The sequence below is a fragment of the Acetobacter sp. P1H12_c genome (assembly GCF_018811975.1).
Lineage (GTDB): Bacteria > Pseudomonadota > Alphaproteobacteria > Acetobacterales > Acetobacteraceae > Acetobacter > Acetobacter persici.
Genome location: NZ_JACRVR010000021.1, coordinates 20,740 through 41,312, shown reverse-complemented (window position 1 = coordinate 41,312; position 20,573 = coordinate 20,740). Strand labels below are relative to the sequence as shown.

The 20,573-nt window shown below is 51.6% G+C and carries 14 protein-coding genes and 5 pseudogenes; 12 read left to right on the top strand and 7 right to left on the bottom strand.

Annotated features, from left to right (window positions below):
- Positions 1–462: a hypothetical protein gene (locus KP699_RS10965; RefSeq protein WP_374196932.1), complete on the bottom strand. Its 462-nt coding sequence runs from the start codon at positions 460–462 to the stop codon at positions 1–3.
- Positions 463–585: 123 nt separating this feature from the next.
- On the opposite strand from KP699_RS10965, the pseudogene KP699_RS10960 reads away from it, so the two are divergent.
- Positions 586–1,339: pseudogene (locus tag KP699_RS10960) on the top strand (IS5 family transposase).
- Positions 1,340–1,354: 15 nt separating this feature from the next.
- On the opposite strand, the pseudogene KP699_RS10955 reads toward KP699_RS10960, so the two are convergent.
- Positions 1,355–1,972, bottom strand: a pseudogene (locus KP699_RS10955) (transposase); the annotation flags it as partial.
- Positions 1,973–2,054: 82 nt separating this feature from the next.
- On the opposite strand from KP699_RS10955, the pseudogene KP699_RS10950 reads away from it, so the two are divergent.
- Positions 2,055–2,198: pseudogene (locus KP699_RS10950) on the top strand (IS5/IS1182 family transposase); the annotation flags it as partial.
- Positions 2,199–2,335: 137 nt separating this feature from the next.
- Here the strand turns inward: KP699_RS10950 and nac are convergent.
- Positions 2,336–3,277, bottom strand: a complete 942-nt coding sequence (gene nac / locus KP699_RS10945; RefSeq protein WP_212363331.1) for a nitrogen assimilation transcriptional regulator NAC — start codon at positions 3,275–3,277, stop codon at positions 2,336–2,338.
- 370 nt (positions 3,278–3,647) lie between these two features.
- Here nac and KP699_RS10940 point away from each other — a divergent pair, with 370 nt between their 5' ends.
- Positions 3,648–4,850: a pyridoxal phosphate-dependent aminotransferase gene (locus KP699_RS10940; protein WP_215762648.1), complete on the top strand. Its 1,203-nt coding sequence runs from the start codon at positions 3,648–3,650 to the stop codon at positions 4,848–4,850.
- Between the two features lie 111 nt (positions 4,851–4,961).
- Here the strand turns inward: KP699_RS10940 and KP699_RS10935 are convergent, their stop codons facing one another.
- From KP699_RS10935 to KP699_RS10920, 4 genes are read right to left on the bottom strand one after another with little or no spacing between them, the layout of a single operon-like run.
- Complete coding sequence (locus tag KP699_RS10935; RefSeq protein WP_212363329.1) at positions 4,962–5,432, bottom strand: biotin/lipoyl-containing protein; 471 nt, start codon at positions 5,430–5,432, stop codon at positions 4,962–4,964.
- Positions 5,432–6,799, bottom strand: a complete 1,368-nt coding sequence (gene accC, locus KP699_RS10930) for an acetyl-CoA carboxylase biotin carboxylase subunit (protein ID WP_215762636.1) — start codon at positions 6,797–6,799, stop codon at positions 5,432–5,434. Before accC ends, KP699_RS10935 begins: the two co-directional genes overlap by 1 nt.
- A complete protein-coding gene (locus tag KP699_RS10925) occupies positions 6,796–7,254 on the bottom strand; it encodes a biotin/lipoyl-containing protein (RefSeq protein WP_215762635.1) in 459 nt (152 codons plus the stop codon). The genes accC and KP699_RS10925 overlap by 4 nt, the downstream gene beginning before the upstream one ends.
- Positions 7,255–7,259: 5 nt before the next feature.
- Complete coding sequence (locus tag KP699_RS10920; protein ID WP_215762634.1) at positions 7,260–8,012, bottom strand: SDR family oxidoreductase; 753 nt, start codon at positions 8,010–8,012, stop codon at positions 7,260–7,262.
- Between the two features lie 298 nt (positions 8,013–8,310).
- On the opposite strand from KP699_RS10920, the gene pxpB reads away from it, so the two are divergent.
- The 9 genes and pseudogenes from pxpB to KP699_RS10875 all read left to right on the top strand — a co-directional run bounded on the left by pxpB (position 8,311) and on the right by KP699_RS10875 (position 20,527).
- Positions 8,311–9,012, top strand: coding sequence for a 5-oxoprolinase subunit PxpB (gene pxpB / locus KP699_RS10915; protein ID WP_215762633.1), 702 nt, complete (start codon positions 8,311–8,313; stop codon positions 9,010–9,012).
- The gene (locus tag KP699_RS10910; RefSeq protein WP_215762632.1) at positions 9,009–10,016 is read left to right on the top strand and encodes a biotin-dependent carboxyltransferase family protein; all 1,008 of its coding nucleotides are present in this window, start codon (positions 9,009–9,011) and stop codon (positions 10,014–10,016) included. The genes pxpB and KP699_RS10910 overlap by 4 nt, the downstream gene beginning before the upstream one ends.
- Positions 10,013–10,771 (top strand): LamB/YcsF family protein, encoded by a 759-nt coding sequence (locus KP699_RS10905; RefSeq protein WP_215762631.1) that lies wholly within the window; start codon positions 10,013–10,015, stop codon positions 10,769–10,771. Before KP699_RS10910 ends, KP699_RS10905 begins: the two co-directional genes overlap by 4 nt.
- A gap of 43 nt (positions 10,772–10,814) precedes the next feature.
- Entirely contained in the window at positions 10,815–11,729 is a 915-nt protein-coding gene (locus KP699_RS10900; protein WP_215762630.1) for a DMT family transporter, read from the top strand.
- A 125-nt stretch (positions 11,730–11,854) separates the two neighbouring features.
- Entirely contained in the window at positions 11,855–13,075 is a 1,221-nt protein-coding gene (locus tag KP699_RS10895) for an MFS transporter (RefSeq protein ID WP_215762629.1), read from the top strand.
- A gap of 235 nt (positions 13,076–13,310) precedes the next feature.
- A complete protein-coding gene (locus tag KP699_RS10890) occupies positions 13,311–15,794 on the top strand; it encodes a TonB-dependent siderophore receptor (protein ID WP_215762628.1) in 2,484 nt (827 codons plus the stop codon).
- Between the two features lie 138 nt (positions 15,795–15,932).
- Positions 15,933–17,429 (top strand): aspartate ammonia-lyase, encoded by a 1,497-nt coding sequence (locus tag KP699_RS10885; protein ID WP_215762627.1) that lies wholly within the window; start codon positions 15,933–15,935, stop codon positions 17,427–17,429.
- Between the two features lie 222 nt (positions 17,430–17,651).
- A pseudogene (locus KP699_RS16635) lies at positions 17,652–17,846 on the top strand (IS5/IS1182 family transposase); the annotation flags it as partial.
- Between the two features lie 1,598 nt (positions 17,847–19,444).
- A pseudogene (locus KP699_RS10875) lies at positions 19,445–20,527 on the top strand (IS5 family transposase).
- Positions 20,528–20,573: the final 46 nt, after the last annotated feature.

The window sequence follows — 20,573 nt, the reverse complement described above, 5'->3', positions numbered from 1 at the left end:
TCAGCTCACCGTATCAATCTGGATTGCAATAGTCTTTCCCGTTCTTTGTGGAATTTTGACCTTGACTCTGTGATAGGCCCTGCAGAGGGCTTCCCACTCTTTCTGAAGAGTGGGGCTCATTTTGTCTGGGTCAGTGATATAGGGCACGCCAATATTGAGCGTATAACTGTTTATATCCTCTTGAGTAAAAGAAACGAAAGTGTTTAAGCCAATTTTCGATTGATCAAAATTATATCCAGCCATTTTATAAGCACTTGCCATAACGCGTGCGGTCACCACCGTGGGATTATCTTGATACCACTTTAGTTGCAGGTCAATCGTCTTGTTACTTGTTGCGATACCGTTATCTCGGTCCCAATGGTCGAAGGTGCGCCAGTTTGATTTTTCGTTCTGAAGCCAGAAAACGCCTTTCGGATCCTGCGGCGGGTTCAGCTGTTTCTGCACCCAGGCTTCATAGGGCAGACCTTGATCATCCCCTCGGCCGCCGTTAGAGCGTGTCGTCAGTTAAACGGGGGGATTATGAAGTTTGTACTCCCGTTTGATCTGTGATGTTTTCTTCCTGTTTCTGGAACGGGGACAGTGTGAATGCGACGGTATGCTCTGAGCGATGGTCAGTGGGAGCGGATAAAAGATCTTCTCCCGGGTCGCGAAGGTCATGTCGGTGGGACGGCTGCGGATAACCGTCTGTTTATCGAAGCCGTGCTGTATCGTTACCGTGCAGGCATTCCCTGGCGTGATCGGCCTGCCCGGTTCGGGGACTGGAAGAACGTGCACCGGCGGCTGCGTCGCTGGTGCGAAGGTGGCGTGATCGAGCGGATTTTCCGGCATCTGGCTGCTGACCATGACAACGAATACATGATGATCGACAGCACCATTGTCCGTGCTCACCAGCATAGCGCGGGCGCCCGTAAAAAAGGGGTATGGATCAGGCCACCGGGCGTTCCCGTGGCGGACTGACCACGAAAATCCATGCCATTGTCGATGCCGCGGGAAAGGCTGCGGCTCTTTCCCTGACGCCCGGACAAAGGGCCGACATCACAGAAGCAGAGCCATTGCTCGATGAAGTCGATCCCGAGGTCTTCATCGCCGACAAGGCTTATGATGCCGATCCCCTCATCGAAAAGCTTGAAGAGCGGGGGATCACACCGGTTATTCCGTCAAAGAAAAACCGACGCAATCCACGGAAAATCCTCTTTTCGCTTTATAAAAACGAAACATCATCGAACGCTTCTTCGTCAGACTTAAACAGTTCAGAGGTATTGCAACACGATATGACAAGCTGAAGTCAACTTTCCTCGCAGCCGTGCAATTCGTCTCCGCCATCATTGGAATTAACTGACAACACACCCTAGTCAAAGAACGGGATGACGAGATCGCTTGACGGCATGGTTCCATCATCCTGCTGCTTTGCTTTCGTGACCTTAAGAGGCCATCGCGCACGACGATCTTTAAGGACAGCTTTGCGGGCTTGTACTGCCAGTCTTCAGAAATACGTCCTACCCGGAGATCCGCTTTCTCAGCGTTGGTATTGCGCTGCTTTGGAGCCTCCACGAGTGTTGCATCCAAAATCTGGCCGGATATCGGCAGATAACCGGCGTTCCTCAAAGTTGCATCAAAACGATTGAACAGTCTTTCAATGGCACCCGCCTGTGTCAGACGCTCGCGAGACAACAAAATTGTTTTGGCATCTGGCACGCGGTTCGACAGCCTCAATCCCAGAAGGCGCATGAACGACAGACGGTCGTTGATCAGATAAATTGTTTAGCGTCTGGATCACTAGGATCTTGAGCATCATTACCGCATCAAAAGGTGGTCGCCCGCCCTTGCTCCAATCTGAATAGGCCAGAGCCTTCTCCGTATCAGGGCGAAACACTTCAAAAACCACGCTCTGGAAAAACGCTTCGAGCTGATCACCAAGCACGCTCAGCCGGGCAAGCCGCTCTTCGACATCAAAGAAATCAGGCTGCTTCATAACCCGTTCCCCAATCAACGCCGAAAAAATGGAATCACATAGGACATTTCAGAGCCAAGGGGTTTTTCGAACCTTCCATCTGTATAAGAAGCACCCTCTGATCGAAAACATGTTTGTAAAGCTGAAATACTGGCGACGTGTTGCAACCAGATACGATCGCTGCGCTCACATTTTTATGTCCGCTATCCATATCGCAGCAAGCCTCATCTTCTATCTTAAAGAATGAATCCTGAGCCTAATTATCACAGGAGGAATGGCATTATAAATACATAGCCAAAAATAAGCGGTTTTTCGAACATGCTATTTGTGTAACAAAATAGGTTCTGAGCCGAAAAAGTATTGGAATTGGTTTTTGAGCTGATGTTATGTTTTCGTGATTTTAGTACCAGGCCAGTTTTGTGACGTAACCATGTTTTTTGCCAGATCAATGAGAATTTCGCGTACGGCTAGACCAGCTTCCGTCTCTGGAATGCTTTCCGGTACACAGAGGGACACATCCTCCTGAATCACGGGGCTACATAGTTCATACACACGGGATTTGCCTGGAACGATAATCTTGCTGGCGACAGACCAGGGTAGGATTGTACAGCCAATGCCTGCGGCAACAGCATCCTGAAGCGTCAGCAGTGCTTCAACTTCAGCAACAATATTCGGCGTAATCTGTTTGCGTGCAAAAGCCATGTTAATTCGCTTGCGGACAAAGTTGTAGCCTGGGGGAAGGAGTAAGGGAGCTTCCGTCAAATCAGAGAGCCTGACCGGAGAAGAGAGGCTCTCTGTAAAAGAAGAGCTTTCCGGGGCAACCAGAAAGAAATCTTCTTTCATGAGAGGAGTGAAATGTACCCCTTTAATAGGTCCAGCCCCATGAATGACCGCCATATCCAATCGGCCTGTCATGACCATTTCACTATAAATATCGTCAAAACTTTCAGTCAGGTGGAGCGTGATGCCCGGCAATTTCTCACGCACTTCCTTGAGGAGTGCCAGAGACAGCGTGGAACCCGAAGAGTAAGGCGAAAGCCCAACCGAAACCTTGCCTACCAATGGTCCTGCACCGTTACTGATCTCAGTCATGGCGCGGTCAAGCTGTTTGATAATGGTTTGTGAGTGGCGATACAATTCCAGACCAGCGGTCGTTGGGGTGACACCCATTTTGCTGCGGATCAGCAGTTTCTGCTTGAACGCGGTTTCTAGCGATGCCAACTGCTGGCTGAGAGCTGGCTGTGCAATATTCAGAATATCGGCAGCACGAGAAATACTTCCAATATCAATAATTTTTACGAACGCTTGTAACCGACGAATATCCATTTTGCCCTCTCCATGCGCCGTACTTTATTGGATTTTAATGTAATTTTTGTAAATGGTCAATAAATTCGAAAAATTTCCTATTAAATATATATTTGTATATACATCAAGTTTAATCGGTTTTATTTCTTAGATATGAATATTAATCTCAAAATATAAACCAATATTTTTTATGATATTGCTTTATTCGATTTTGGATGACTAAATTGCGAAGATATACGTGTTATTTCTTGTCATAGAATTCTTGTATGGGGGTAGATGCTTTTCAATGCTATCTCCTGCACGGTCATTAGGCATAAATTCATTTCATATTGATAATTTTCTGTCTTCTAGGGTGCGCATGCATCAAAGAAGTTCTCGGAGTGAATGTGTGATGCCTGGTTTAGCGGATCGACTTAACGGAATTTCCATATCAGCCTCTGCTGCAATGACGGATAAAGCCTCGGCGTTGAAGGCCGCAGGTATTAAGGTTATCAGTCTTTCCTCGGGTGAGCCGGATTTTCCGACACCTCCGCATGTGGTGGAAGCTGCTGTGGCGGCAGCAGGGGCGGGTGATACAAAATATCCACCTCAGGCTGGTAAACCGGCGCTCAAAAAGGCAGTCCGTAATAAATTTCTGCGTGAAAATAATCTGGATTATGCGCTGGATGAAATCCTGATTGCCAATGGCGGAAAGCAGATCATTTTTGATGCCATCATGGCGACCTGCAATACGGGCGATGAGGTTGTACTGCTCACCCCATACTGGATCAGCTACGCGGATCAGGCGCGTTTGGCCGGGGCCAGCGTTGTTCAGGTTCCTTGCAAAGCAGAAAACGGCTTCAGGCTTGCGGCGGATGATCTGGAAGCGGCCATTACAGAGCGAACAAAATGGGTCATCCTGAATTTCCCGAACAATCCATCAGGCACATGTTGTCCGCGCGAGGATATGGAAGCAATTGCGGCTGTCCTGCTTAAATATCCCAACGTCTGGGTCATGACAGACGATATTTATGAACATCTGGTCTATGACGGGTTTGAGTTTTGTACGATTGCTCAGGTGGAGCCCCGTCTGAAAGAACGTGTTCTTACAGTTAATGGTGTCTCTAAAGCTTACGCCATGACAGGCTGGCGCGTTGGGTATTGTGGTGGTTCCAAAAAGCTGATCGCCGCCATGAACAACATGCAGGGACAGTCAACCAGCGGCATCAACACTCTGGCGCAGGCGGCTGCCGTTGCCGCCTTGGAGGGCCCACAGGATTTCCTGAAAGATCGCGCGCGGGAATATCAAACCCGTCGGGACCTGGTGGTCGGTCTGCTGAACGCCATTCCGGGAATTCAGTGCCATAAGCCTCAAGGCGCGTTTTATGTTTATGCGAATATAAGTGCATGCATGCATAAGGTTTCTGCTACTGGAAAAACCATTGCAACAGATACAGATTTTGTCATGGGCCTTTTGGAGGAGCAGCAGGTGGCAACGGTGCAGGGTATAGCGTACGGTATGAGTCCGTTTTTTCGCGTTTCCTATGCGACCGATGTCGAGACGCTCCGCGAAGGATGTGACCGGATTGCAAAGTTTGTCGCAGGTTTGAAATAAGCAAAAAAGATATCCGGCACATCCAAAGGGACGTGCCGGATAGAGAAAACCCCGCTTTGAAAAGAGGGTAGGGTTTCTTTTAACTGATTTTCAGACAGAAGTTTTTTGTTATCAAAGAGGATGAAGGGTCAGAATGGTTTGTCCATAGCTGATCAGATCGCCTTCCTCAGCCATGAAATGTACCACGGTTCCATTTTGTGGCGCTGTAATAGGGACAGTCAGTTCTCCGATTTGCAGCATGGAGACCACCTCTCCCGCACAGACAGAACTGCCTGGCGGTGCAAATTCTTCCTTTGTAAGTAGATTTTTTCGTAACAAATTCCCAAAATATGGGGCTGTAACAGAAATGTCTGTAGAGGTAGAGACAGCAGCCTCAGGCGGCCCGTGTGTGGTTACCGTATGGCTTATCGCGTCGGGAGTAGGGGCATCGCTCTCTCTCACAGTGATGCGAAGGCGTGCTCCCAGCACATTGGACAGTTCAAGGCTGCTGAGACCAGCTTCGCTCAGCCATTGGCTGATCTGGATCACTTCTTCTGAATTCGGAAGGTTGTCAAAAGCTGGAATTGATAATGGCGTGTTCATCAGGAGTGTTCCCTTTTTTCCAGCCAGTGTTCCAGATGGTGGATATCAACTCCACCTTTCTCAAAAGCAGGGTCGCACAAAAGCGCCTGATGGAGCGGAATATTGGTTGAGATTGTCTCAACCTGCATTTCAGCAAGAGCAATTTTGAGCCGCTGGATGGCTTCGCTCCGTGTGGCGCCTCGTGCAATGACTTTGGCAATGAGCGAGTCATAATATGGCTGCACAACGCTTCCGGCCACAATATGCGTATCCAGGCGAATACCAGCCCCCCCGGGAACATCCCAACGGCTTACACGGCCTGGAGACGGTGCGAATGAGAAAGGATCTTCTGCATTGATCCTGCATTCAATGGCATGGCCCATGGTATGAATGGCGCTTTGCTCGATGTCCAGATGTTTGCCTTGAGCAATCTCAATCTGTGCACACACAATATCAACGCCGGTTGTTTCTTCCGTAATAGGGTGCTCAACCTGCACGCGCGTGTTCATTTCAATAAAAGCGAAAATACCGTCCTCATATAGGAATTCAAACGTGCCCGCCCCGCGATAGCCAATATTGCGGCAGGCTTGCGCACAACTGACTCCGATTTCTGCAATCAGTTCGTGCGGAATGCCGGGTGGTGGCGCTTCTTCCAGCACTTTCTGGTGACGACGCTGTAAAGAGCAGTCACGTGCTCCCAGCCAGAGAGCCTTGCCATGTGTGTCGCATAGCACCTGTATTTCAATATGTCTGGGCTTTTGCATAAAGCGTTCCAGATACAGTGTGGAATTTCCGAAGGCCTGTTGTGCTTCCTTGCGGGTCAGGGTGACAGCCTTGATCAGTTCATCGGCTGACCACACAACCCGCATCCCGCGACCACCCCCACCGCCAGAGGCTTTGACAATAACCGGGAAGCCAACCGCATTGGCCAGATCCAGAATAGCCTGCTCGTTCTCAGGTAAGGGGCCATCTGAACCGGGAACACAGGGGACGCCGGACGCCTGCATGGTCTGCTTGGCGGTAATCTTGTCGCCCATCAGGCGGATAGACTCAGGTGTCGGGCCGATAAAGGTTATGCCGGCTTTTTCAACGGCTTCCGCAAAATCTGCATTTTCCGACAAAAAGCCATATCCGGGATGAATTGCCGTCGCCCCCGTGACCTTGGCGGCCAGAATAATGGCATCGGCATCCAGATAGCTGTGGGCTGCGGATGCCGGTCCAATGCATAGAGCAACATCGGCTTCCAGAACGTGGCGGCTCTGGGCATCGGCTTCGGAATAGACGGCAACTGTTTCCAGCCCAAGCTGGCGGCAGGCGCGTTGAATGCGCAGGGCGATCTCACCCCGGTTGGCAATCAGGACACGCCCGAAAGAGTGGGGCGCGTTCATGATAGACGCATCAGAGGCTGATCGGCCTCAACCTCACTGCCGTCAGTCACCAGAATGGCCTCAACACGGCCAGAAACTTCGGTTTTGACCGGGGTGAAAACTTTCATGGCTTCTATCAGACCTATCTGCTGTCCGACGCTCACAGTGTCTCCCACTACTACAAAAGGCGGTGCATCCGGGGAGGGAGACAGATGGAGGCTGCCATACATGGGGGCGGTGACCACACGCTCTGCCTGAGCCGGGGGCGTAGGGGCTGGAGCGGATGTAGGCGGGCCAGCAGAGGGTTCTGCTGGCGCAGCGGGTGCCAAAGGGCGGGTGGGAGCAGGGGCAGCGTGTGCGGCACCCTGCTCAGAGCGCGTGATTTTAAGAGTCTGGCCGCCTTCCGAAATCTCAAGCTCACGGAGCGGAGCACGGCCAAACAGGTCTATCAGCGCTTTGAGAGCTTGAGTGTCCATGGCTGTCAGGATTTAGCCGTTTTCTTTGCAAAGTTCAGGCCACCGACAACCTGCATGGTGGGCAGCACTTCCATGAAGCTGACATTCATGCGCTGCGGTGCAGAAATGGCAAAGGCAATGGAATTTGCAAGGTCTTCCGGAAGAAGGGAGTCGTATTCATCAAAGAAGCGGCGCTGAGCTTCTTCCATATTGCCAATCAGACGGCCAAAGACTTCCGTCTGCACACGGGCCGGAGAGACTTCCGTCACGCGGATGTTCTTGCCGAACAGGTCACACCGCAGCTGCTGAGAGAGAGAATGCACGCCCGCCTTGGTTGCGTGATACACCGTGTTGCCGCCCGCAAACGCATAATGGCCAGCAATGGAGGTGATGTTAACGATATGGCCGCGGTCACGCGCAATCATACCCGGCAGAGCCAGACGGGTCAGTTGCAGGACGGCACGCAGGTTGATGTCCACCAGCCCGTCAATATCTTCTTCCGTCGTGTTGGTGATGTTGCCCGTGCGGGACTGGCCGGCATTGTTGATGAGAATATCAATCTCATGTTCTTTGAAGATTGCGCCTATGGCGTCCAGATCGGCCACGCTGGCAGCGTGCACAATGCAGCCGGTTTCTGCGGCCAGCTTGTCCAGGCGTTCCTTGTCACGGGCAACGGCATGCACTTCCAGCCCCAGTTCCCGCAGGCGACGGACGGTCGCGGCACCAATGCCAGAGGAGGCGCCGGTAACAAGTGCTGTGCTGTAAGGCTGTGTCGTCATGATATGAAATATCCTGATATCTATGAACCGGAACTGCCCTGCGGCGCAGGCCAGACTTCAATAAGTCATTTCACTTTAGAGACGGAATATTCCATTGACCAAGATCAGTTCAGTCTTGCGTCATAAGATTATCCAATGTCTCCGCGTGGTATCGTGGTCATAAGATTATTGTATATCATCACAGGCAGATAATGTTGGCGGGGTTTCGCTGTCTGACCGTATCGTTACGGACGCAATATAGAACACCGCACAGGATGTTATTTGGTGGCTGCCATCTTACAGTATTGTTCCTCCGCGCATGACTGAAACCATGAGCGCGCTGAAGACAGATCCGTCTGGTGGTTCAGCGAATGAACCCACCATCAGCATGATTGGTACGCGGGCCATGCTGTTTGAAGCCCCCGGGGCGTTTACGCTGGCCTGCCAGCGGCGGATCTGGGCATTGATGGATGCCTGTTCCGAGCGCCCGGATATTGCGGAAGTCATGCCGGGTGTGACCAACCTGATGCTGATTTTCTCTATCCCGCCCGAAAATCCGGAGGCAGTAGCGCACTGGTTGCGTAATGCATGGGAGACTCTGCCGGAGAAGCACATCAAAGGCCGACTTTTTGAAGTAGCCGTGCGCTATGGCGGCGAGCTTGGGTCTGACCTGCCGCGTGTTGCTGAGCATTGCGGCCTGTTGCCTCGGGAAGTTATCATGCTGCATCAGGCCCCTCTTTATACAGTGTGTGCGCTTGGGAGCGTGCCGGGGTTTGGCTATCTGCACGGTCTTGACCCTCGGCTGGAAACGCCTCGAAAATCCGTTCCCTCCTTAAAAATGCTGGCTGGTACAGTCACGATTGGTGGGCCGCAAGCCGGGATTTCTGCGCTGACCGGCCCGAATGGCTGGAACTCCATTGGTTTTAGCGACCTTGTGATGTTTGACCCAGACCGCGAGCCGCCAGCGTTGTTTGAGGTGGGTGACCAGATTCGCTTTTATGCCGAAAGTATCGAAGTGTGATTACAGTTCTTGAAACTGGCGTTCTGAATAGCGTGCAGGATGCGGGCCGCTTTGGATATCGGCATCTGGGGGTAAGCACATCTGGCGTGATGGACCCTCTGGCGCTGCGTTACGGGAATAGTTTACTGGGCAATGCGCCGGATGCTGCCTGTATTGAAGTGCAGACCTTTCCTTTCAAGGTTCGGTTCGACAGGGCTGTCAGCTTTGTCGTGACGGGCGGGGAAGGCACGATTACACTTGGGGAACGGGTCATCCAGCCATGGTCGGTTGCCACGGCGCAGGCAGGTGATGCGTTGACGCTCGACCGTCCTTCTGTCGGGGCGCGGATGTATGTGTGTGTGTGTGGCGGGATTGACGTGCCGGTTGTGCTCGGCTCCCGCAGCACGCAGTTGCGTGGGGGCTTTGGCGGATATCTCGGGCGACCGTTGCAGGTAGACGATCAGCTTGCTGGTGTTGGTGGTTGTGTGCCGGATGGCTTCGGGGCTGTCCCTCCTTTGCGCGCATTGCCCGCAGCCAAGGCAGAAGAAAAAGAAAAGACCGTGACCCTGCGGGCAATTCCCGCAACAGACTATTGTCTGTTCACGGAAGAAGCGCGTACTCATTTCTGGTCTGCCTCCTGGCAGATTACAGCGCAAAGCAACCGGCTGGGCTACCGTCTGAAAGGGGGGGCTTTGAAGCTGACGCACCCTGTTGAGTTGCGTTCATACGGTGTTATTCCCGGTATTATTCAGGTTCCCCCCGCTGGTGAGCCGATTGTGCAGATGGCAGATGCCAACACGGCGGGCGGTTATCCGCGCATTGCTACGGTCATCGAAGCGGATTTATGGCGGCTGGCACAGGCGCGTATTGGCAGCTTTGTGCAACTACGGTGCTGTGACCACGCAGAGGGTTTGCAGGCTATGTGGAATGAAGATGCCTATTTGCAGGCCCTTCAGGATAATGCGGCACTTTACAGAAAATCTTTTATGCGCAGGGAGGCCGGTCAGGCCGGTAAAAAATCATGAAGATTGATTTGAATGCCGATATTGGCGAGGGCTTTGGCCGCTGGACGATTGCGGATGATGCCGCGCTGATGCGTGTAATTTCATCGGCCAATATTGCCTGTGGCTTTCATGCAGGTGACCATCTGATTATGGACCGCGTTGTGCGGGCGGCCAAAGAGCATGGTGTGAGCATTGGCGCGCATCCCGGTCTGCCTGACCGAATGGGTTTTGGCCGCCGGACCATGGTTGTCAGCGCCGAAGAAATGGAAGCGATGCTGGCCTACCAGATTGGCGCGCTTAAAGGGATTGCCGCGCGTCATGGTGTACGGGTGGGTCACGTCAGCTATCATGCGGCGTTTGGTACAATGGCCAATGCGGATCAGGATCTGGCTGATCGTCTTGCCCGCGTGATTGCGCAGATTGATCCTGATCTGGTGATGCTGGCCATGGAAGGGCAGCCGATTGATCTGGCGGCCAGAAAAGCCGGGTTGCGGGTCCGTTCTCTTTTTCTGGCGGATCGCGCCTATCAGGCGAATGGAGCGCTGGTGCCGCGTGGGCTGGAAGGAGCGGTGATTCACGATCTGGATAAAGCCAGTGAGCGCGTAAAGCAGTTTCTTGAAACTGGAAGCGTGACCACTATTGATGGAAAGTCTCTGCCCATTCACTCCCGCTCTATCCTTGTGCATAGCGACACACCGGGTTCCGACAAGCTCGCACAGGCTATCGCCACGCAGATTAAAGTGATGGGTGGTGAAATTGCGGCGGCTGAAGGATAAAAGGTTTTGAGAAGAACGGGGCAGAAACAGACCGAGAGTGACCATGCAACATAATCTTGCGCGTGGTGCGTATCTGCTGGCTCTGGCGACACTTTTTACGGCTCTTCTCAACGCCTTGCAGAAAATTACCGGTTCAACACTCTCCGTTGTTGAAATCGTTTTTTTCAGAAACCTGTTTTCTCTGCCATTTGTCGTGGTGATAGCGCTGCGCGGTGGCCTTGTTCTGAAGACTAACCATTTTGGCGGTCATGTCATCCGTTCCGTTGTCGGGTTGATCAGCATGATCATGACGGTTGTTGCTGTGACACATCTTCCGTTGGCAGAGCAGCAGGTTTTATCTTACACGCAGCCTCTTTTCCTTATTCTTCTGTCGATTCCACTCATGCATGAGCGCCCGTCTGTGCAGCGTTGGGTTGCGGTGGCTGTTGGGTTTGCGGGGGTTGTTGTTGTGGCAACCGGCAAGGGGCTTCTGGGCGGCAGTCATGGCGCAGTGCCGACATGGGCGTATGCGGTTGCTCTGGCGCAAGGCGCTGTGGGGGCTCTGACAACCATGCAGATCCGCCAGCTTTCCGCGACGGAAAAAAGCACAACTATTGCTATGTGGCAGGCTATTTTGATGACAGCGGCGACAGCAGCGGCCTTGCCGTTTGTCTGGCATATGCCAACGCGGGCTGACCTGCTCTGCCTTGTTGCCGTTGGCGCATTTGCCGGTATCGCACAGGTTTTGCAGACGGAAGCATTTGCCTCCGCGCAGGTTTCCGCCATTGGACCGTTTGCCTATTGCGGTCTGGTATGGGCAGCGCTGATCGGCTGGCTGGGTTTTGGAGAAGTTCCCGGTGTGGCCATGTTTGTCGGTGGGTTATTGATTATCGGCTCTGGTCTGTGGATGCTGCGACATGAAAGGCCAGCAAAGCAAAAAGCTATTTTAGAATCAGAATCTTCCTCCGGAGCATCTTAAAAAATCCGTAAAAAAGCACCGAAGGTATGGTGTAATCGTAATGTTCCGTTATCGTAAAAAAGACGGGTGGGCTGTGTAAGGCCAGGGTGCCTTTCAAGGCAGAAGGTTTGAAGGGTGATCAAGCGATGAACAAGAACGCAGACTCATCACGATACGTGTTTTTTGGCATGATTTTTCTGATGTATGTCATCAGTTATGGGGATCGTGCGGCACTTTCCATTTCTCTGCCTGATCTTGGCCAGGAATTTTCGCTTTCATCTGTTCAGATGGGATGGGTCTCCTCCAGTTTTCTCTGGTCTTATTTTGTGCTGAATCTGCCCTCGACCATTCTGCTGGATAGTGTTGGTGCGCGCATTGTGGGGAGTCTGGCGGTTTCCGTCTGGTCCTGCGCAATGATTCTGGGCGGCCTGACCCGTAATGTGACGCAGTTTATTCTGACGCGTATGCTGCTTGGCGTAGGAGAAGCGCCAACATTTGGTGTAGGCGCAACCATTGTTCGCAACTGGGCCAAACCGCAGGAACGTGGCACCGTCATGACGGTCCTGCTGACTGGCATGCAGATTGGGCTTGCCGGCGGCACAATTGCCGGAGCTTACCTGATTGCAAAAGTGGGCTGGCGTTTTGAATTTATGGCGCTCGGTGTTGTTGGGTTGCTCTGGGCGCTTGCATGGTGGCTGCTTTACAGAAATCCGGAAAAATCAGACACGCAGGCGCGTGTTCGCCCTATTCGCGTTTCAGAAGTGCTGTCTCTGTTCCGCTCTTCCACATTTTGCGGCATTCTTGTTGTGCAGTGCACACAGAATTTTCTGAACTTTCTGCTAATGTCCTGGGTACCCTTCTATCTGATTCATGAACTGCATCTGAATGTTCTGGGCTCCGGAAGTGGCACAGCGGGGTGCTATGTGTTGGGGGCTGTCGGCGCGGTGTTTCTGGGGCGGGTCGCGGAGCATTTTGTTTTCCGCAGGAATACCGACCCCAGCCATCGGCGGTTTATTGTCGCGTTTTGTATTATCGGGAGCGCGATGATTGGCTTTCTTCCGTTCTTTCATGAAGAGATGCCAATTCTGGCTGTGTTGTCTCTCTCTCTTTGTTGCCTGATTGCGGCGAACGGGGCGAACACCGCCATGCTGGCCGATATGTTGCAGGACGGCCAGAAAATCGGATCAGTAACCGGTGTCACACTAACATTCAGTAATGCCCTTGGTCTGACGGCTCCGATTCTGACGGGTTACATCGTTGCCTGGACCGGGAACTTTAACATGGCCTGGTATCTGTGCGCGGTTGCTCTGATTGTTGCTGGCCTGATTTCCTTGATGACCGTGCGTAAGCCGATTGTTATGGAATAATTTTTCAAGATAATTTTCATTGAGTTTTTCTGGATGTGAATCCCCCGCAGGGCCGTTTGTGGTTGTGCGGGGGATTTTTTTGTATCGAGGAAAGGGGTTTATGTTTATAAACCCGCCAGAAAATTACTTCTGGAAGCAATATATCAATATTCAATATGACGCCAAAACATAACGGAAACGTATCATAAGAAAACCAGATAAGTTTCTTAATCCGACCGGATGTCAGGGTGATGCGATGGCCAGAATATCGAAATTTGAATTGTCACTCGTCGCGAGTGTGGCGTTCGGTGCTCTTGTTCCGGCAGGAAGTGGTTTTGCAGCAAGTGCCGCATCTCCAGCAGAAAAGCCTCAGAAAGTTTTTGTAAAAAAGACAAAAGCGACCAAAGCGGCTTCTGTAAAAGCTGCCCCTGCACGTAAGCATTCAAAACCGACCCCATTGCAGGGTGGTGAAGAATCCATCGAAGTGGGCGGTCATTCTGGCAGTTCCGTCTTTTCTCCCACAACGCCTAAGCACAGTACCACGCAGGTAACTGTCGTGACAGGCGCAGAACTTTTGAAAACTGGACAGACAAACGTTTTGTCTGCTCTGGCACAGGCAAATCCGGCTATTACAACGGCAGCTCTTCCCGGTGGTGGTGCAAGCTCCTTTGTGCAGACCATGCAGCTACGTGGTCAGTCCCCGGATGACACGCTCATTCTGGTTAACGGTCATCGCCGTCATATTGGTGCGAATTTTAACTCAAACTCTGGCACCAACTGGGGGAGTGAACCGGCTGACATCTCTCTGATACCGGTTTCCGCCATTGATCATATTGAAGTTGTGACAGAAGGTGCGTCTGCTCTGTATGGGCAGGATGCCATTGCGGGTGCCGTGAATATTGTGCTCAAGCACGATACGCATGGTGGTAGCATCAATTTTAAAAATAGTGGCTATTATGAAGGGGATGGTCAGGCTCTGGATGGCTCTGCTAATTACGGCATGGCTCTGGGTCGTAATGGCGGTTATCTTGACCTTGCTGCACAGGTTTCCCATCAGCTCCCCACTACGCGCGGTGGCGATTTTTATGGGAAACTGTTTGATGATTCCAGAAATGAAACAGCCAATCGTAATGTTCAGCGCGGCTTAGGTATTCCCAAATCTACGCTGGAAACCATTAGCGAAAATATGTCTGTGCCGATGGCGCGCGGCTTTAATTTCTATAGCACGTCCACCTTTTCTCATCGTCGCGCAAACGTGCCGGAAACTTACCGCGCTAACACCAGCTCGGATGAGTGGATCAATCCCGATCTGTATCCTGATGGTAACCAGCCCTATATTGCTATGGATCAGCTTGATTTTGAGACGGATAACGGCATCAAGGCGCGCAAGTTCGGTTTTGCGTGGGATGCTTATGTGACCTACGCGCGTGATAAGCAGAATTACAGCACCACGAATTCCGAAAACGTCTCTATTCCCGGCAGTACGCAAACATCCTTCTATGATGGCGCCTCTATTGCCACACAGCTGACGGCGGGTCTGCGTGGGTCCCGTTCATTCCGTCCGGACTGGGCGCCGCGGCCGATCAATCTGCGGTTTGGTGGTGAATATCGTCACGACACCTTCCAGATGGTTGAAGGTGAAGCGTCTTCCTGGAGCGGTATGGGCGCAACTGACCACCCGGGTAACGTTCCAATGGCGGCGACTTACCAGAACCGTGATGTTTATGAAGGTAACGTCAATCTTGATTTCTATGTCACCAAGAAATGGGAATGGACGCTGGGTGGCCGTGTAGGAAGCTATAATAATATTGCTACAGTTGAAACCGGCTCTGTTGGAACCCGCTACAACTTCAACAAACGCTGGGCGATTCGCGCCAATATTAATACCGGCTATCGTCCCCCAACACTGGGTGCGCTGTCTTATTTCTATTCAGCACCGTATCCCGGTTATACGGTTGACCAGATTCCGGCCAGCAGCGCCATTGCCAAATATCTTGGCGCAGGGAATATGAAAGGTGAATATTCCCGCAGCTATTCCATTGGTTTTGATGCGACCCCGGTTGATGATTTCCACGTAACGGGGAACCTGTATTATATTGCCATTAACGGTAGAATGGGCAGCACCAAGACCTATTCGGTCAACCAGAATGATTCTGAGCTTCTGGCTCTTCTGAAAAGCGCAAATCTTGAAAGTGCAACATCACTTTCCTATTATGCCAACCTGTATAACACGCAGACATTTGGCGGTGACTTTAGCGCTGATTACACCCTGCATACGGCAAAGCTTGGTCAGTTCCGGTTTGCGATGGGGATTAACTTCTCGGATAACGAAATCCGGTCTGCAAAGTCTGATCTGGTGAATGAATACACCAAGATGATGGTTCTGCATTCCGCCCCGAAAAACCGTGAACAGATCAGCATGAACTGGACACGTGGGAAGTGGTCTGCTTCCGTGCAGGAACTGCGTTATGGGTCCATTGTCTATATGGCTGCTCCCACCGGGGCAGGGGCTGTGCCGTTCCAGCAGAATCCGGGGTTCATCACCAATCTGGAAGTTGATTATAAAATTCTTCCGCGCTGGACTGTGGGTGTGGGCGCCAACAACGTTGGGAACAAGCACCCGACACGTGTGCCGCACTCCATTGCCAACACGCAGCAGGGTTTGGCTAAATATGCGTCCTACTCTCCTTATGGGTTTAGCGGTGGTATGTATTACGTCAAAACCTCTCTGGATTTTTAATGCCGGATAAGTGTGCGTCATGCACACACTGTAAATTTAAGGGTATGAGCGCGCTGCCGCAGATCGGTTAACCAGAATATGGTGACAGGTCTGCGGCATTTTTTTTTGGAAAAAAACGCAGACGGGAAAGTGGTCCTGATGTCTTACAAAAATAGTGTCGATCCGAAGAGTGACAAGATACAGCGGACTGAACGGGATAGTCTGGGTGCCTATGTCCTGCCCCATCATGCAAGGTGGGGTGTGCATACTGCGCGTGCGGTCGACAATTTTCCGGTAACAGGAACGCCGATAGGAAAATTTCCCGATCTCATCAAAGCCCTTGTTCTGGTCAAGCAGGCAGCGGCTTTGGCCAATCACCAGCTGGGCTATCTATCGCCCGAAAAGGCTGTGATGATTGAAAAGGCCTGTCAGGAAATTAGTCAGAACCTCTCGGTATATTTAACAGATTTTAAGGTCGATGTTCTGCAAGGTGGTGCTGGAACCTCAACCAATATGAACGCCAATGAAGTGGTGGCGAATGTCGGGCTTCTGGCATCAGGCCTTCAGACCGGGCAGTATGACAGTCTGCATCCGAATGACGATGTGAACATGTCTCAGTCCACCAATGACGTGTATCCGACAGCTGTTAAAATTTCCGTCTGTTTTGCTTTGCGCTCTTTCCTGTCGTCTCTAAAAAATCTGGTGAATGCGTTTGAGGAAAAAGCTGAAGAATTTAAGGATATCCTGAAAATAGGCCGCACACAGTTGCAGGATGCTGTTCCGATGACGCTGGGGCAGGAGTTTAAAGCTTATGCCGGCACCCTGCGGAAGGAAATTGCCGCTGTTGAAAGTATGGTACCGCAGCTTTCTGAAATCAATCTGGGTGGGACTGCGATCGGCACCGGGATTAACTGTGACCCACGTTATGGAGCACTGGTAACGGCCCATTTGTCTGAGCTGTGTGGTTTCCCACTAAAGCAGGCTGAGAACCTGATTGAAGCGACGTCGGATGTCGGGGCGTTTGTGACCTGCTCAAGTGTCTTGAAGCGACTGGCTATCAAGAGCTCCAAAATTGCGAACGACCTGCGCCTGCTGTCCAGCGGGCCGCGTGCCGGGCTGGGGGAAATTGTTCTGCCTGCTGCACAGGCTGGCTCGTCCATCATGCCGGGTAAGATCAATCCGGTTATTCCGGAAATGGTCAATCAGGTGGCCTTTATAGTGATCGGGCATGATGCAACCGTCTCATTCTGTGCGGAAGGCGGTCAGCTCCAGCTGAATGCGTTTGAACCCGCCATGGGTTACTGTATTTTGGATTCCATTCAGACGATGAACAACTCCTTCCGAGTTCTGGCCGAAAAATGCGTGCGTGGTATTCGTGCGAACAAAGAGCGGTGTCTGGAGCAGGTGCAGAACAGCATCGGCATTATTACCGCCTTTGTGCCGGTGCTTGGGTATGAGTTGTGTGCGTCCATCGCCAAACAGGCGTTGGCCGAAAACCGGCTGGTGGCCGATGTGCTGAAGGAGCGTGTGCCGATGTCAGCCGAACTGCTTGCGGACCTTCTGAAGCCGGAAGCAATGATAGTCCCATTGCGCAAACAGACAAGTAATCTGGTCACTGATCAGCCATATGCGGCTTCGAGCAGTCCGTTATGTTGATGTATGCCTTGAAATGATAATCTTCTCAAAAAAAGCGATATTATTTGCAAGTGGACTGTCTTCAAGAGTGCTGCGTGCTTTGGCGTGGGATAGGTTTCTGTAGTGCCTGAAACAAGCTTGTCCTCAAGAGCCATATACGATGGTAGTTTTGTGAGGTGGAGGGGGTAGCCCCCCGTTTATCTGGCTCTGTTTGTGATTTCATCATTTATCTTACGATGAGGGATGTATAAAGAAGCAGTCCGGTTTTTTGATGTTGAAAAGAGCCTTGCCGGTGGAGTGGGGTCGGTAACCAACTTGAAGCATTTTCCCGGGTTGTGGATTTTTGAGGTGTTCCGTCCGGAGCTGAACAAGGCACTGGCCTATTCAGACGGAAGCAAAGGCGGTCGTCCTCCGTTTGATCCAGTGCTGGTGTTCCAGTAGGGCACCTTTGTCCGGACGCGGGATGTGCTGGCGGGCAGTGGGCGGCCGGGAGGTGGAGGGGGCTAGGACATAAGCGCGTCCTGTGAGGGCAAGAGCTGCTATGGCAACGAGAATAAAGCGCTTAAGTTAAGTCCTTTTCCTTAAAGGTCTATGTTATCACAGGAGAGGGTCCTCGGTATTATCGAGGCGAAACAGCGCCATTGCTCTTTCTCCTGCGGTAAAAAGATCGGGAAATTTCAGAATCCCTGCTTCAATTGACCAATCAGATGCACGCCCCAAGAGCTTGAGCTTAAGCAGTCCTGTTTAGGTTTTCCCTGTACTGACCAGTCGGGACATGGCCTTTCGTGCACCATATCGCTGAAATATGACGGGTTATCGGCATGCCGCACGGATATCTGAATGCTCTCGGCAACCCATTTACTCAGATCCGCTTTGCTCAAAATAACCTCCCGTTAAACTCCGAAGAGGATAGCTTTGCCTGGTGTCGGGGGAAACTTCTTATGGGACCTCGTGGCTGCCGGTAATACGGTTGTCCAAATTGAGTAAGGGAGCGCCTCCTTCTTCTTCTTCTTCTTGCCACATAGAATGCTTTATGGACGGAGGGGGCGGCGGAAGCGCCGGCCAAACCTGAGCATACCTTTGGTCGAGACTTCAGGGAGGTACCGCTTTCCATTGTTCTTTTAGCCTCATGCAGTCCGCCTCCATCCTGCGCATAACATCAGGCGGCAATGGTGCTGTCATCATTGCATGATACTCATGACACGCTACCGTTTCATCTGCAGATGCATGCGGGCGCGCAGAGCATTCTGTTAGAAAAATCACAGAAGAGAGCGAAACTGCGATCAACTGAAAAGCGTTCATTACCAATGAACTCTCCTTATCCCACCACCAGACCATAGTTCTGCAAAACACCGACCAACTCGGGGGATAAGAACACTTTCCCGTCAGGAGGAGTTTTTGAAAGGCCAGTAAGAATAATGTCCTGAATTTGAAGGAGCACAATGTACGAAGAAATCATTTCTGACATCTTATTCTTCACGATACTTGTGTTATAGTGCGAATTTATAATATGGTCTGTGTATTCTTCTATTTTGATTTTTATGAGAAACTGCGTTCTCTGGACGTTTCTAAGAAGTTCGCGGACCTTCTGTCGTTTATTGGAAACGTCAATTTGCATACCGTCTCACACGCTGCTGTTTTATTTATGAAGTATCGTTGCAGGCTTCGTGCGGCATGGGATATCATTCGCTGTTTCGAATACCAAATATATAAGATTTTAGTATAAATTATTTTTCATATATTCCTTTTGGGAATAATAAAAAACTATCCTTCAGCTGTCCGCCAGTCACGTTGCGTCCTCTCACATAGGAATTGCTATGATGCGCAACGTTCACCAGCTTTAAATGCGCGATGCTGTCCTTTCAAGGATACCTCATCGATATGGACACTGCCACTTTTAGCTCCGTTTCCGCGCCGGCACTGTCCAAATTGGACACCGCTACAAAGCGCCGGGCGGAGGTGGATGGTTCGAAAAACCCGCTGGTTTTGAGGCGTTCTTTGTGGTTCCATTTCCTCTGCGTTGATTGGAAGGGTAGATAACGAAGCAGCCCGGTTTCTTTGATGTTGAAGAGCGGCTTGCTCGACTGAGTGGGCTTGGCGATCAACTCGAAGCGTTTTCCCGGACTGTGGATTTTGAGGTGTTCCGCCCTGATCTGGACAAGGCTCTGGCGTATTCCGAGGAAAGCAAAGGCGGACGACCGCGTTTTGATCCGGTGCTGATCTTCAAGATCCTGGTGATCCAGACGCTGAACCATTTATCTGATGAGCGGACGGAGTATCTGGTCAACGACCGTCTGTCCTTCATGCGCTTCCTGGGACTGGGCCTGTCGGATCGGGTGCCGGATGCCAAAACGGTCTGGCTGTTTCGCGAGCGTCTAACACAGGCGGGTGCGATTGAAAGTCTGTTCAATCGCTTTGACGCCGCTTTGAGGAACGCCGGTTATCTGGCGATGTCAGGCCAGATCCTGGACGCAACACTGGTGGCTGCTCCAAAGCAGCGCAATACGAACGCTGAGAAAACCGATCTTCGGGAGGGACGGATTCCACAGGACTGGCAGGACAAGCCGGCAAAGCTGGCGCATAAGGACCGTCAAGCGCGCTGGACGTTGAAATTCACGCAAGCAAAACGGCAGGATGACGGAACGATCCCTGCAACGGACCTCGCCATTCCGTTCTTTGGCTACAAGTCGCACATCTCCATCGACCGGAAGTTCCGGTTCATCCGCAAATGGAAAACGACGCACGCCGCCGCCAGTGATGGCGCGCGATTGAGAGAGGGGCTGTTGGATAAAATCAATACGGCCTCAAACGTCTGGGCTGACACGGCGTATCGCTCAAAAGCCAATGAAGGCTTCATGGAAAAGCACGGCTTTGTCTCAAAGGTTCACAGGAAGAAGCCGCATCTCAAGCCTATGCCATGACATATCCAGAAATCGAATGCTGGAAAGTCCGTGATCCGATCCCGCGTCGAGCATGTCTTTGCTGACCAGAAATCACAGACCGGGCTGTTCGTCCGAACTGTCGGTATCGCGCGAGCCACCATGAGGATCGGGCTGGCCAATATCGTCTATAATATGCGCAGCTTCCTCTTCTTGGAACGGATCAGCGCGAGCGCATAGCTATCCAGCGGGTGATCTTCCCGGATCTGCTCAAAACGCAGAGCGA